Origin of the sequence: Streptomyces cinnabarinus (assembly GCF_027270315.1) — a bacterium.
Taxonomy (GTDB): Bacteria; Actinomycetota; Actinomycetes; order Streptomycetales; family Streptomycetaceae; genus Streptomyces; species Streptomyces cinnabarinus.
Genome location: NZ_CP114413.1, coordinates 8848466 through 8861799 on the forward strand (window position 1 = coordinate 8848466; position 13334 = coordinate 8861799).

Genomic DNA, 13334 nt, shown 5'->3' on the forward strand with positions numbered 1-13334 from the left:
ATGTCCCAAGGAACTCTCCTTCGGCCGAGGCGAATGCCACATTCAGGCGATTGCCTCAAAAGTGATCGGAAGGGATGCAAGGAAGCGGAAGTTGATGCTTTCGAGCCACTCGGGCTGCGCCACCTCGCACTTCCAGTTGGTGGTCCGACGCAGCAGCGCCCGCAGTGCGACATCGATCTCGGTGAGAGCTAGTGAGGCGCCCAGGCAGTAGTGGATGCCGTGCCCGAACGACAGGTGATCAGCTGCCGGTCGGGAGACATCCAATATGTCCGGGTCGGTGTAGCGGCGAGGGTCACGATTCCCTGAACCAAGAATCAGGGTCACCGACTGGCCAGCTCGGATCAGGTGCTCACCGAGGTCGATGTCGGCGAGCGCCTTCCGAGTGGTGAACTGGACCGAACTGTCGTATCTCATCAGTTCGTGCGTGGCGGGTGTAATCAGCTCAGGATCTCTGCGCAGCCGCTGAGTTTGCTCGTCGTTGTTCAACAGGGCGAGGGCCGCGTTCCCGATCAGATGTGTGGTAGTCGCCTGCCCCGCGTCGATGAGCAGCAGGAGGTTGGCGAAGACTTCGTCCTCGGTGTAGTCGGCTGCCCGGAGTTGGGGACTGATCATCCGGCTGAAGAAGTCGTCGGCCGTGCTGTTTCGACGAGCGGTGGCAGTGCGGTCGAAGGACTCCCTCAGTGCCTGTATCCGCGCGTTCTGGGCGTCGGACTGAGTAAAGAACTCATGCAACAGCCCCTGCCAGCTCTCCAGGAGGTGGGCGGCGTCGTCGGATACGCCTGCCAGTTTCGCGATGACGCCACGGCTGAGCGGTTCCGAGAAGTCGTGAATGATGTCCATGCGCCCGCTCGGCAGGACCTTGTCGAGTAGCTCGTCGGCCAACTCCTGGACATGAAAGCGTAGTTCCCGGGCGAGGCGGGGAGAAAGGCTCGGCCTGATCAGTCGGCGTAGCCGGGTGTGATGCGGCGGATCATTGAACAGCATCATGTCTGACAGTGTGCGAGTCAGCAGTGCAACATCGCCACGGGCCTGTTCGGGGAGGCTCTCGTAGAAATCCGATATTCTGGCTGCAGAAAGACGCCCGTCCTTCGAGAGATCGAGGATTTCCGGATGGCCGAACACCGCCCAGGTCTGCATCCATTCATCCCACTGCACCGGTGATTTTGTACGCAACTCGGCATAGAATGAGTATGGCTCCGCCGCATGTTCGGGATCGAGCAGGCGAGATAGATTCGTCGTATCGGGAGTGCGCATGGAAGATCCTCCAGTCCACCGCATCGAAGAAGTCGAAACCCGAGGCTTCTAAGGGGGGGGGTATAGATCGACAGGAGTCGGCCTTCATTGTTGACTCTGCGTCGAATATTGTTGTAACGGAATTCCCCGGTATCGGCCTGGACACCGGCGGTCGAGCCGGGCCACGAGATACGGGACAGCGCCTGGGTCGCCGAACAGGGTCGTCCAGTAACGCAAACGAGGTGTTCAGTTCGGATGGGGCCGACTGGCCACCCGCCATAGCCTGGCCCGCCCGGAAAGCGAAGGCAGCATGATGGTTGCTTCGCACCGTATCTGCTCGTAGTCAAGAGTCAGGTTGCCGCGAGCGCATAGAGTAAAAAATGCCGGAAAACGTGCTGGTAAAGCTACTGGCGCCGTGGCCGATTGGCACCGTCAGCTCCGTTCCACCCAGGGTTTCAGGAAAGAGGAGTCGGAGAAGTCGCGGGCGATCGTCGTCCGTACGTCTTCACCAACGCTGAGTCGTGCTTCGACTGCATGCTCATTCGAACAAAGCCGGGTGACCGGGGGTGGAAGTTCCGAGTGGGGATCGGGTACCGCAGACACGGTTGTCGTCGTCAGGTATCTATGCAAACTCAGCGGCCGCATATCCGTCCATATCTTCGCGATATGGTTGAGACAGTATTACTTCTCCCCTGAGGCTCCGATTCTGTTCCAGCCCGCTGGAACGGCCTGATCAAGCGGCCAGATGGAGTACTGCTCTTCCCCGTTCACAACGATCAGACATTTTTGGCCTTCTTGCTCGCGCACCGGATCCTCCCTTTACGGACCGCCGGATTATGAATAATCTACGGGATTTAAGTACTGCGCCCGTGATGGAATATCGAGCAGGCTAGCGACGTCCGCGAGCTGGCGTCAAGTGTCGCCAGCAAAGCACGGTTGACAGTTATTGCGCTCTTCTGGACACATATTGCGAGCCGCCTTGCCGGCCCTTCTTGCGGCATTGACGCTGGGGTGAACGGATGCCAGAGTGAATCCCCTCCGGTCTGAGCGGAGTTCAGTGACCGTCCGATGAGCGTGTACTGCTCATGTTGGCAACGCTAGCCGGGTTGTGGACTGAACTGCTTGGACACACCGATCTCCGTGACGACTCCGACTTTCTTCGAGTTGGGGGAGATTCACTGCTGATCACATTCCTTGCCCGCCAGCTCGACCAGCGTCTCGGCGTTCAGGTCCCCGCCCGGGCGATGTTGGCCGCTCGCACGCTGGGGCGGCATGCCGAGGTCGTCCTTGGCCTGTTGGCACGCCATGAACCGAGCACCATCAGCCGAGAATTAGTGTGGGAATTTTGATGACCTTGCCAGAACAGAACTCTGTGTCGAACGCTCCACACGAGGAGCTCGGCCCAGTCCATGCAGTCGTGGCCCGGATAGCCAGCAGTGATCCGCTGAGGGTCGCCGTTCGGAGCAGGGGCATCGAGCTGAGCTACGGCGGGCTCGACGCTTGGGCCAGGCGCATCGCAGCGTCTGTCCGTGCGGCAGGTGCGGGCAGAGGCGAGCGAATCGGTGTGCTCGTTGAACCTTCGAACGCGATGATTGCCGCCGTGCTCGGAATCCTGTACGCCGGTGCCGCGTACGTCCCGGCAGACCCGGCCCACCCTGATCAGCGGATCGCTGATGTGTTCGCTGACGCGGGCGTGTCTGCCGTGATCGTCGCAGACGGCACGTCTGGCCGACTGCCCACGCTCACATGCCCGGTCATTCGAGCGGAGGACGCCCGAGAAGGAGAAGAGACCACGGCGGCGGCAGTCGCGGTGACACCCAATGACGCCGCTTACATCATCTACACCTCGGGCAGCACTGGCGAGCCCAAAGGTGTCCTGGTCGAGCACAGTCAGCTGTCCGCTTCCACTTGGGCACGCCGCGCGGTGTATCCCGGCGCTCCGGTCTTCTTGCTTGTGTCCCCCTTGGCCTTCGATTCCTCGGTTGCCGGGGTGTGGGGGACCTTGACCGCGGGGGGATGCTTAGTCGTAGCTACATCTGATGAAATCCGCGATCCTGAGCGGCTGGCCCGCCTGGTGGAACGCTGGCAGGTGACCCGGCTGCTCTGTGTGCCGCTCCTCTACAGCGCACTGCTAGACGCGGCGACACGGCAGGGCAGGCGGCTGGATGCGCTGGATACGGTGATCGTGGCCGGCGAGTCGCTGGCGGAGGCATTGGTGGAACGCCATTTCGCCTTGCTCGGTCGCACAGCCGCCCTGGTCAATGAGTACGGCCCGACCGAGGCCACTGTATGGGCCAGCTTCCGCCGTTATGAGGCCCCTGGACCGATATCCATCGGCGGGCCGGCGCCTGGTGTCCGCCTATACGTGCTGAATGAGGAGCTGGAGCCGGTCCCCCGCGGTGTAAGCGGCGAGTTGTTCATCGGCGGCGCAGGGGTAGCTCGAGGATACTTCGGCCGCCCTGAAGTGACTGCCCAGGCTTTCATCGGCGACCCTTTCACCGACGTCGAGGGTGCCAAGATGTACCGCACGGGGGACCTCGCCCTGTGGAACGACGATGGTGAGTTGGAATTCCTCGGCCGCCGCGATCAACAAGTTAAGATCCGTGGCCATCGGATCGAGCTCGGCGCAGTCGAGGCTCATCTGCGTACTGCACCAGGGGTCAGCGACGCCGTCGTGGTGACGAACGCGGAGCGGACCCAGCTTGTCGGGTTCGTCCTGTCGCCTTCTTACATTTCTCCAGAACCAATCCGCGAGCATGTGGCCCGCAGGCTGCCGCAAGCCATGGTTCCGAACTGGATTCATGTGCTCGATCGGTTTCCTGTGACTGTTAACGGCAAAATCGACCGAAAACACCTTAGTGCTCTGGCAGAAACCTATCCGGACTCCCAGACAGAGGATGCAGCCGCCGCCCCCACGGACGACACGACTGGACGGGTGTCCGCCGCGTGGGCCGAGGTACTGAAGCGGAAAAATGTGCCGATCGAGGTGAATTTCTTCGATCTGGGCGGCCACTCGGTCAAGCTCTTTGAGCTTCAGAACGCCCTTGAGCGACATACGGGAGTTCGGCTCTCGGTTGTTTCTCTGTTCTCGCACACCACGGTGGCGGCGCAGGCAACGCTGATCCGTGACGGCGTGCCCTCGGACGATGGTTCGGCTGTGGTCGGGCGAGCGGCATCGGCCAGGCGCGCTCGCGCGCTGCGAGCACGGCGCCAGCGTTCAGAGGGAGGGGAACGGCGGTGACGGTGGAGTTAACCAGGTTCCGGCGCGACCTCGTGCCTGGCGGTGCCGTCCATCGGCTGGTCTGCCTCCCACATGCAGGCGGATCGGCCTCCGTGTTCAAGGAGTGGGGGAGCAATCTTCCCGGGATTGAAGTCCAGGCCGTCCGCTGTCCCGGACGCGCTGAACGGATCGATGAGCGCTCACCAACCGATCTGCATCATCTTGCCTTCGAGATCGCCGACACCTTCGATCCATCGGATGAGCGTCCCAAAGCATTATTCGGGCACGGTATGGGCGCCTTGGTAGCCCTGGAGGCTGCCCGAGTCTTCCAGGCGGGCGGCACCCGGTTGGCGCATCTATTCGCTTCGGGCACCCGCAACGCAGCCAGCTACCCATCGCCCGCCGAGGCCGAGAACCTAACCACGGGGGCGTTCTTCGAGCATCTGGTGAGGGGAGATCATTTCTACCTTCATTCAGAACCTCCATACGCTCCGATCCGGAAATCCCTCAACGTCAAGATAACCAGCCGGAAGGACTCTCTCATGCAGGCCAAAAGGGATGTAACCCTGACATGGGAAAATCCGTAGTGGGGTACGAGGCAAGGGAACCGGGGACTGATGTGACGCAGGAAGGCTTTCGATCGGCGCTTTCTGATTCCGTGCCCGCGCACTTGATACCGTCGGCCATTGTTGTCCTCGACCGCATGCCCATGACGACGAATGGGAAGGTGGACGATACTGCGCTGCCCGATCCCCCCTCCGCGCGCCCCGAGCTGAGCCGGTCGTACACCGCCCCGGACAGCGCGGCCGAGCGGCGCGTGGCCCGGGTGTGGCAGCAGGTGCTGACCCTGGACCGGGTCGGCGTCCACGACAACTTCTTCGACCTGGGCGGCAATTCGACACGGCTGCCGGCCGTCCTCGCGGCGCTCCGGAAACACCCGGAGTACCAGGACCTCATCCCCCTGACCGACCTGTTCCGGCACCCGACGGCGGCCGCCGCGGCTGCCCAACTCGACCAGACGGCCGGGCAGGAGGCGGCCCGGCGCGGCAGCGACCGGGCCGCCCTGCACAAGCTCCGTTCCAGGAAGGGCACGACGCGATGACGACCGAGGAAGCCGCACAGCACGACCTTGAGCAATCGGTGGCCGTCGTGGGGATGAGCGGACGCTTCCCCGGCGCCCCCGACCTCGACGCCTACTGGGCCAACCTGCGCGACGGCGTCTGCTCGCTGTCCGAGTTCACCGAGAAGGAACTGCTCGCCGACGGGGCGGACCCGGCCGAGCTGCGCAATCCCGCGTTCGTCCCGGTGCAGGGGCATCTCGCTGACGCGGACCGCTTCGAGGCCGAGCTCTTCGGCTTCAACCGCACCGAGGCAGCCGCCCTGGACCCGCAGCACCGGGTGCTCCTGGAGACCGCCTGGTCGGCGCTGGAGGACGCCGGGTACGCCCCGCTGAACGCACCGTCCCGCACCGGCGTCTACATGGGCGGCAGCTCGACGGACCACGCGCTGGCCGCCGAGACGGACCCGGTGCTCGCCGCGTCGATCGGCGCGCTCCAGGTGCGTATTCTCACCGACCGCGAGTTCCTGGCGCCCTGGATCTCCTACCGGCTGGGACTGGACGGGCCGAGCATGATGGTCCAGACGGCTTGCTCGACCTCGCTGACGGCGGTCCATCTTGCCGTCCAGGCCCTGCTGCTCGGCGAGTGCGACACCGCGCTCGCGGGCGGCGTCGCCATCGGCACCACGCGCAAGGAGGGCTACGTCTACTACCAGGGTGGGACCTCCTCCCCCGACGGCCGCTGCCGCCCCTTCGACGAGAAGGCGGCCGGCACGGTGGCGGGCAGCGGGGTGGGCGTGCTGGTGCTGCGGCGGCTGGAGGACGCGCTCGCCGACGGCGACCCGGTGCGCGCGGTGATCCGGGGCACGGCCGTCACCAACGACGGGGCCGGCAAGGTCGGCTTCACCGCTCCGGGCGTGGACCGGCAGACGGCCGCGATCACCGAGGCGTGGACGGCGGCGGGGCTGGAGCCGTCGGCGGCGCAGTACCTGGAGGCGCACGGGACCGGGACCGAGCTGGGCGACCGGATCGAACTGGAGGCGGCGAGCGCGGCGTTCACCGCCCGAGCCGGCCTCGACGGCGGCGTAGGCATCGCGCTCGGTTCGGTGAAGTCGAACATCGGGCACGCCGACGCGGCGGCCGGTGTGGCGGCGCTGATCAAGACGGTCCTGATGCTGGAGCACGCCACCCTGGCCCCGACGGTGAACGTCACGAACCCGGTCGCCGCCCTGCAGGACTCGCCGCTGCGACTGGTGACCGAGACCCGTCACTGGCCGCGCAGGCCGGACCTGCCCCGGCTGGCCGGCGTGACGTCGGTCGGCATGGGCGGCACGAACGTGCACGTGGTGGTGCAGGAGGCACCGGCACGCGAGCCGCGCGCGAAGGCCGACGCCCGCCCGACGGTCCTGCCGCTGTCGGCCCGCACCGAGCATCAACTCGCTCTCGTGGCATCGCGGTTGGCGGCACGTCTGCGCGAGGCCGATGCCCCCGCCCTCGCCGATGTCGCGCACACCTTGCGCACCGGCCGGGTCGGGATGCCCGTCCGTGCCTACGTGGTCGCCGCCGGCGTGCAGGAGGCGTCGGACAAGCTCATGGCACTGGCCGAGAGCCACCCGGATCCGGTGCGGGACCCGTCGGGGGAGGCGTGGCTGCGCGGCGAGGAGGTGACCTGGCCGACGCTCGACGGCGAGGCGCGCCGGGTACGGCTCCCGTCGTACCCGTTCGCGGGCGAGAGCCACGGCGCCCTGACGCTGCGCGGCACGGCCGCTCAGGCGCCGGCCGAGAGTGCGGCGCCCGCACTGGGGGGCGAACTGGAGGGCAGGGTCGCCGAGTTGGTGATCGAGGCGCTGGATCTCGACGGGTCCGCCGGTCTGGAGAAGACGTACCTCGAGGCGGGCGGCGACTCGCTGACGTCCGTGCATCTGGCCGGACGGCTCCGCGACGAGCTGGACATCGACGTACCGATCCAGCTGTTCCTGGAACCGGTCACGCTCAAGGAAATGACGATCCGCATCCTGGAGATCAAGGAAGGCGGCGAGGGCGCCGGGCGCCCTGCTCGCCGAGATACGGCCGTGCGGCGGCCCACCTTCGCCTCGGTGCACGGCGAGGGCGTGACCGAGGTCCACGCGCAGGACCTCACCCTCGACAAGTTCCTCGACGCACACCTCCTCGCCGACGCCCCCGCGCTGCCCCGTGCCGAGCGGGAGCCGCGCACCGTGCTGCTGACCGGCGCGAACGGCTACCTCGGCCGCTTCCTCGCCCTGGAATGGCTGCGCACCCTGGCGCCGGCCGGCGGCCGGCTGATCGCCCTGGTGCGCGGCAAGAACGCCGCCGCGGCCCGGCAGCGGCTGGACGCGGCCTTCGACAGCGGCGACCCGGAGCTGGTGCGGACGTACGAGGAACTGGCCGCGGTCCATCTCGAGGTCGTGGCGGGTGACATGGCGGAACCGCGGCTCGGCCTGGACGAGGCGGCCTGGGACCGGCTGGCCGACGAGGTCGACCTGATCGTCCACGCCGGTGCGCTGGTGAACCACCTCCTGCCGTACCCGCACCTCTTCGAGGCCAACGTCGTCGGCACCGCCGAACTCGTCCGGCTGGCCCTCACCCGCCGGACGAAGCCGATCACCTACATCTCCAGCGTCGGGGTCGCCGACTCCTGCCGACCGGCCCTCGACGAGGACACCGACGTCCGCGTCGCCATACCGGCCCTGAACGTCGACGATGGCTATGCCAACGGGTACGCGACCAGTAAATGGGCCGGCGAAGTGCTGCTGCGGGAGGCGCACGACCTGTGCGGACTGCCGGTCACGACCGTCCGGTCCAGCATGATCCTCGCGCACAGCCGGTACGGCGGACAGCTCAACGTCACCGACGTGTTCAGCCGCCTCCTGTTCAGCGTGCTCGCCACCGGGGTCGCGCCGCGCAGCTTCTACCGTGCGGACGGCGAACGCGCCCACTACGACGGCCTGCCGGTCGAGTTCACGGCCGCCGCCGTGGTGGCGCTGGGGGGCCGCGGCACCTCTGAAGCCCCGTCGGAGTACCGGACGTTCAGCCTCGTGAACCCCAACGACGACGGCGTCTCCCTCGACGCCATCGTCGACTGGCTCGCCCAGGACGGCCATGCCATCGAGCGGGTGGACGACTACGCCGAGTGGTACCTGCGGTTCGAGGCGGCGATGCGCGCCCTGCCGGAGGCACAGCGGCAGTACGCGGCGCTGCCCATCCGGCACGGCTTCAAGGAGCCCGAGGACCCGGTACCCGGATCCGTCATCCCCTCCGACCGGTTCCGCGCCGCCGTCCGGGCCGGCGCCATCGCCGGGCACGGGGACATCCCGAGCCTCACGCGCGACCTCGTCGCCAAGTACGCCCGGGACCTGAAGAACCTGATGACAGCGGGGCGCCCCATGGACGGCAGCCACGTCAACCACTGACGTGCCGCCCGGGACGCGGAGCCGGGATCATCCCCCGTCCCCGGCTCCGCGTTCCGCAGCTCAACTCGATCATCCTCGCCCGCATCACGGCATCGCGCGGCGCCTTCCGTGCCCGCGACGATCGACGAACGACGATCCGCCCCTCCTCATCACGCCCCGGTCGTGCGCGTAAAACCATCGTCCAGCACCCGCCCCCGAGCACCGTCAACTACCCCGCCACCAGGACACATACCCAGTGAAAGAGGAACCCGGCAGTACTTGTTTCGTCGGTCGTTCGAGGTAGAGACGGGTGCGAGCATCACGGTGGATCCGTGTCACGACGATGCGGTGACACCCGCTCAAGGGGAAGAGGCACGCTGCCCTTGCTGCCGGTATTGCGATGGCGCGCATCCAACGTGCTTACGGAACACGCGGGCGAAGTGCTCTGGGTTAGGGAAACCGCAGCGCCTACCGACTTGAGACACTGGGTCATTGTCTACTGCGAGCAGATAGCAGGCAGCTTCGATGCGCAACTCGGTGAGGTATTGCAGAGGTGTCTTTCCGGTGGCTGCGGAAAAACGACGCAGGAAGTGGTACCGGCTGAGTCCTGCTTCCTTGGCAAGCTGATCAAGCGTGATGTTCGAGGAGAAATTCGCGCTCATAAATGTTGTCACCGTTTGTAGCTGTTCCGGGCTAAGACCTCCGGTGCGCGGTGAGGCGTCGCGGCGTGGATGGAGTAGATATTCAGCCAGGTAGTGGGCTGCACTCAGGGCATAGCGCTCTCCTGCACCTGTCTTTCGGGCGTGAAGTAGAGTTTGCGCCATGGATGCGACATGTGGATCGAAGGCGCGCAGTGTCTGTAATTCCGAAACATCACGGACAGGAGCGGTGGTGTGCGTGTCCAGTGCTCGCTGAAGGACTTCTACGGAGAGCTGGATACAAACGACTTCGAATGGGAGACGTCTGGGCGGTGTCCTGCTGAGCCGGATCAGGTTGTTGGGTGCGACCCGGCAGACCTCTCCAGGACTGAGCGTGGTACGTAACCAACCGTGATTCTCTCGACCTTCAATTTGACACACACCTCGTATTGGCGTGACGATGCCGAACCACTGATCCGGCAATTGGTATGTCCAGGTGCCGCTGTCGTGCCCAGCGGCTCGCTCTTCCACAACGAGTTCCGGACAGGATTGGTCTCGGCACGTAATGATCACGTAGTTTTCCCTTGCGTGGGGTCGCGGAAACGAGGAGTGACAGGAGCCAGGTCCGTCAGCCTCAGGGCTGCAAAAAGAGGGGCCACTGACCGGACCGAATCCGACTGGCCGCTGCAAAGACGGATCGAGAATCCACCTCGTCACGGACCGGAACGGTCTACCTCTGTCGCTGGGCATCTCCGGCGCCAACTGCACGACAGCCTCGGCCTGAAGCCGCTCGTGCGCGGGATGCCACCGATCCGCTCACGCCGCGGCCCGCGCCGATGGCTCCGCAAGCGAGGCATCCGCCACCGCATCGCCGTGCAGACCGTCGTAGCCCGCCGGACAGTCCACGGGACCGCAGTCGTACCCGCCGGCCCAGTCCACCAGCTCCACCGGGGAGGCGGGGCTGCTCCAGGACGAGACCGCGTCGGCGAGCAGGTCGTTGTAGTCGGCGGTCGTGGCGGGCAGGTCCTCGCGCCCGTCGATGAGGGAGCGCTGGGGAACGTTCGCCACGGCGAACCCGACGCCGGGCCTGGCGGCGCGGGCGTTGTCGATCAGCTCCTTCATGCTGTTGAGCGTGCCTTGCGTGCCGCTGACGAACCAGCCCATGTCGTTGAACCCGAGTCCGACGAGCACCAGATCAGGTTCGTACTGCGCGACCATCCTGCCGATCAGATTCTTGTCCTGGGCCGCCTGGCGTCCCCAGACCGCGAAGTGGTCGCTGTCGAAATCCGGGGACACTCCGGCCGCGTACTCACCCACGACAGGTGGGCCCTCGGGGGGTACATCCTCGATCTCTCCCTGAAGCGCTGGCCTGGCCGGGGCCGCCGGGGCGGCGGGAGTCTTGGTCCCCTTGTAGGGGCCGACGAAGTCGACGTCGTGGCCGCGACGAACATCAGCGCAAGCGAAACGACGCAGGCCAGTCTCGTGCATGTCTTTCCTGGCATGGGCATGCCGTTCAGCACGTCCTTCCCCTTCATGACGTCGGACAACAGGACTCGTGGCACGTACTTCACGGGCGCCCTGCGACCCCGAGCCAGCGGGGACAGACGCGCCGTACGGCCCCGCCGAGAGAGCCTGCGACATCACCTGTCCCACCCGCCACAAAAGGCCGGCAGTCCGGGACGCTGGAACGCAGAAGGCACCCCTGAACAGGTCAAACACGCAACGCCTGGAACGCCACACTGGAACGCCCGTACCGGGACGCGCTGCTTTCCGCCCCGAACTGTCCCGATGCGCACCAGGCCGAGCGACCCGACAGCACCAGCCGATTTCGGCGGCCCGCAGCCCACCCTCGTCTTCAGCCCGACCAGTGACCCCCGGACGGGAAAGCCCCGGCTGCACATCGACGTCAACACCACCGACCGCGTCTCGACGACGGCCTGGTCACCGCAGAGGCAGGGATGGGCAAGACCGCGGTACTGGAGCAGGCGCAGCGTGCGGCAGCCCAGGACGGCGCCGCGGTGGTGAGGCTCGGCTGGGAAGACGAAGACTCCGAGGACACAGCCGACGCTTTCGCCCTCGACGCGGGCTGCGGCCTGACCGTCGAGGATCCCGACGGCTGCCTGCCGCCTCTCACGGCAGCCCGCCGAGCACAGTTGCGCGCCGCCGTGCGGGAGGGCTGGGCGAGCGCGCTATCCGCCTTCTCCGAGGTACTGATGGAGGCATTCCGCCAGACCCGTTCGCGCTGGTTGTCGACGGCGTCGAGCGGATGCCGCAGCGCAGCGCCGATGCTTTGGCGCTGCTGCTGCGGGTCTTCCGCCCGCGAGGCGTACCCGCGGTGATGGCCGGGCGGCAAGGGCCTGCGGCGGAACCCGGCCGCGCCCAGCTGACGGCCGCGGCCGACCATGTCCTTTTTGCCCCCTCTGCAGCCTGCCGATGTCGCCACGCTCGTCGACGTCCACGTCACACGGCGGTTCGGCCGTCCGGCCGAATCCGCGTTGACGGATGCTGTGTCGAGGGCGCTGGGCACGCTGGATCAAGGACGGGATCCTGACCATGGGCCCGCAGGGCCGCCTGTCATTCGCCGTCCCGGCGCTCGCCGCGGCCTTGCGGACTCTGCCCATCCAGCGCGACGTGCAGGGCAACTCCGCTCGGTACATCAAGCGGTTGGCGGACGAGCTCGGTGCCGAAGTCGCCGGCCGCGGCTACCCGAGGCTGGCCGATCGCGTCGCAGCCTCAGGCCCGCGCCTGGACGATGCCCTCGCCGTGCCGCTGCTGCTGGCCGCAGCCCGCCAGGAGGCCAGGACCAACTGGCCCCGATCGGCGCGCGCTTACGCGGCCGCGCTCCACCGGCTCACACCACAGGACCAGCGCATCCGTGGTGTGCTCCACAAGGCGAGCAGCCTGAGTCTGCGGCACGGCGACCACGAAGGGCTCCTGGCGCTCGGTAAGCCGCTGCTTGTCCTCCTGGACCCACCGCATACCGAACACACCGAGGGCGTCGAGAAAACGGCCGACCTGCCGAGCGTTGCCGCCCTATGGGCGTGGGCAGCCGTTCACGAACACCGAGCCCCTTGCGCCGACAGCGTCCACCGCCGCCTAAAGGCAATGCTGTTGCTTTACGGGTCTGCGGGTTGGGGGCGTTGGACGCGGATGGCTTGGGTGCCGGTCTGGGTGGGCTGTGGCCAGGTGTGGTGCCGAGCCCGTTTGAGTCGGTAGTTGGACATCTTGCGTTTGACGACGCGGGGCTGGCTGCGTAGGCGTCTGTGTGGCAGGAGGTGTTCGAGCAGGTCGTGCTGGAGCCAGACGATGGCTCTGACCAGCAGCTCAGGGGGAAAAGCGGCCCGGCGTGACGGTCACGCTGCGCCGGGCGGAGCGCAGGGTTTGGGTGAAGGAGATCAGGTCGGGATCCAGGCCGCGGGTGGCGGCGGTTCTGAGCATCAGCGGCCGCGGACCGGATCCTTGACCATCTGGCGCCGCTGCTGGCGATCTCGCCAGCGCGCCGGAAACGGGAGGACACCCTGTAGATCGTGGACGGCACGCTGGTGCCCACCAGGGATCGCAGCGTGGCTGCCTCGAGCAAGAACTACCGGTACTCGACGAACCTGCAGGTGGTCATTGACGCCAACAGCCGTCTGGCGGTGGCCATCGGTGATCCGCTGCCCGGTAGCCGCAACGACTGCCGGGCCTTCACCGAGTCCGGCGTCGACCGGGTCTGCCGCGGCGTTCCCACCATCGCCGACGGCGGCTATCAGGGCACCGGACTGCTCATCCTGAAG

General features: G+C 66.5%; 11 protein-coding genes and 3 pseudogenes. 10 read left to right on the forward strand and 4 right to left on the reverse strand.

Annotated elements, in window-relative coordinates:
- Positions 1-42: 42 nt before the first annotated feature.
- Together STRCI_RS39905 and STRCI_RS39910 are read right to left on the reverse strand one after the other, a co-directional pair.
- Entirely contained in the window at positions 43-1254 is a 1212-nt protein-coding gene (locus tag STRCI_RS39905) for a cytochrome P450 (RefSeq protein ID WP_269663904.1), read from the reverse strand.
- Positions 1255-1914: 660 nt separating this feature from the next.
- Positions 1915-2040, reverse strand: a complete 126-nt coding sequence (locus STRCI_RS39910) for an MbtH family NRPS accessory protein (RefSeq protein WP_336298832.1) — start codon at positions 2038-2040, stop codon at positions 1915-1917.
- Between the two features lie 278 nt (positions 2041-2318).
- Between STRCI_RS39910 and STRCI_RS43605 the strand changes: the two genes are divergently transcribed.
- From STRCI_RS43605 to STRCI_RS39935, 5 genes are all read left to right on the forward strand, one after another.
- Positions 2319-2582, forward strand: coding sequence for an acyl carrier protein (locus tag STRCI_RS43605; protein ID WP_418953429.1), 264 nt, complete (start codon positions 2319-2321; stop codon positions 2580-2582).
- 68 nt (positions 2583-2650) lie between these two features.
- Positions 2651-4474 (forward strand): non-ribosomal peptide synthetase, encoded by a 1824-nt coding sequence (locus STRCI_RS39920; RefSeq protein WP_269664768.1) that lies wholly within the window; start codon positions 2651-2653, stop codon positions 4472-4474.
- Positions 4475-4506: 32 nt separating this feature from the next.
- A complete protein-coding gene (locus STRCI_RS39925) occupies positions 4507-5040 on the forward strand; it encodes a thioesterase II family protein (RefSeq protein WP_269664769.1) in 534 nt (177 codons plus the stop codon).
- A 122-nt stretch (positions 5041-5162) separates the two neighbouring features.
- Positions 5163-5555: a phosphopantetheine-binding protein gene (locus STRCI_RS39930; RefSeq protein WP_269663906.1), complete on the forward strand. Its 393-nt coding sequence runs from the start codon at positions 5163-5165 to the stop codon at positions 5553-5555.
- Complete coding sequence (locus STRCI_RS39935; protein ID WP_269663907.1) at positions 5552-8941, forward strand: thioester reductase domain-containing protein; 3390 nt, start codon at positions 5552-5554, stop codon at positions 8939-8941. Before STRCI_RS39930 ends, STRCI_RS39935 begins: the two co-directional genes overlap by 4 nt.
- 338 nt (positions 8942-9279) lie before the next feature.
- On the opposite strand, the gene STRCI_RS39940 is transcribed toward STRCI_RS39935, so the two are convergent.
- Positions 9280-10089 carry a helix-turn-helix domain-containing protein gene (locus STRCI_RS39940; RefSeq protein ID WP_269663908.1) on the reverse strand — a complete coding sequence of 270 codons (810 nt, stop codon included), beginning with the start codon at positions 10087-10089 and terminating at the stop codon, positions 9280-9282.
- A gap of 118 nt (positions 10090-10207) precedes the next feature.
- Between STRCI_RS39940 and STRCI_RS39945 the strand changes: the two are divergent.
- Positions 10208-10455, forward strand: a pseudogene (locus STRCI_RS39945) (IS5/IS1182 family transposase); the annotation flags it as partial.
- Here STRCI_RS39945 and STRCI_RS43435 read toward each other — a convergent pair.
- Positions 10375-11199, reverse strand: coding sequence for a GDSL-type esterase/lipase family protein (locus STRCI_RS43435; protein ID WP_336298854.1), 825 nt, complete (start codon positions 11197-11199; stop codon positions 10375-10377). The pseudogene STRCI_RS39945 and the gene STRCI_RS43435 overlap by 81 nt on opposite strands.
- Positions 11200-11385: 186 nt before the next feature.
- On the opposite strand from STRCI_RS43435, the pseudogene STRCI_RS39955 reads away from it, so the two are divergent.
- The 4 genes and pseudogenes from STRCI_RS39955 to STRCI_RS39970 all read left to right on the forward strand — a co-directional run.
- Positions 11386-11481, forward strand: a pseudogene (locus tag STRCI_RS39955) (VOC family protein); the annotation flags it as partial.
- Positions 11482-11516: 35 nt separating this feature from the next.
- Positions 11517-11897: a hypothetical protein gene (locus STRCI_RS39960; protein ID WP_269663909.1), complete on the forward strand. Its 381-nt coding sequence runs from the start codon at positions 11517-11519 to the stop codon at positions 11895-11897.
- A 214-nt stretch (positions 11898-12111) separates the two neighbouring features.
- Positions 12112-12774 carry a hypothetical protein gene (locus STRCI_RS39965; protein ID WP_269663910.1) on the forward strand — a complete coding sequence of 221 codons (663 nt, stop codon included), beginning with the start codon at positions 12112-12114 and terminating at the stop codon, positions 12772-12774.
- A gap of 224 nt (positions 12775-12998) precedes the next feature.
- A pseudogene (locus STRCI_RS39970) lies at positions 12999-13328 on the forward strand (transposase); the annotation flags it as partial.
- Between the last annotated feature and the right edge of the window lie 6 nt (positions 13329-13334).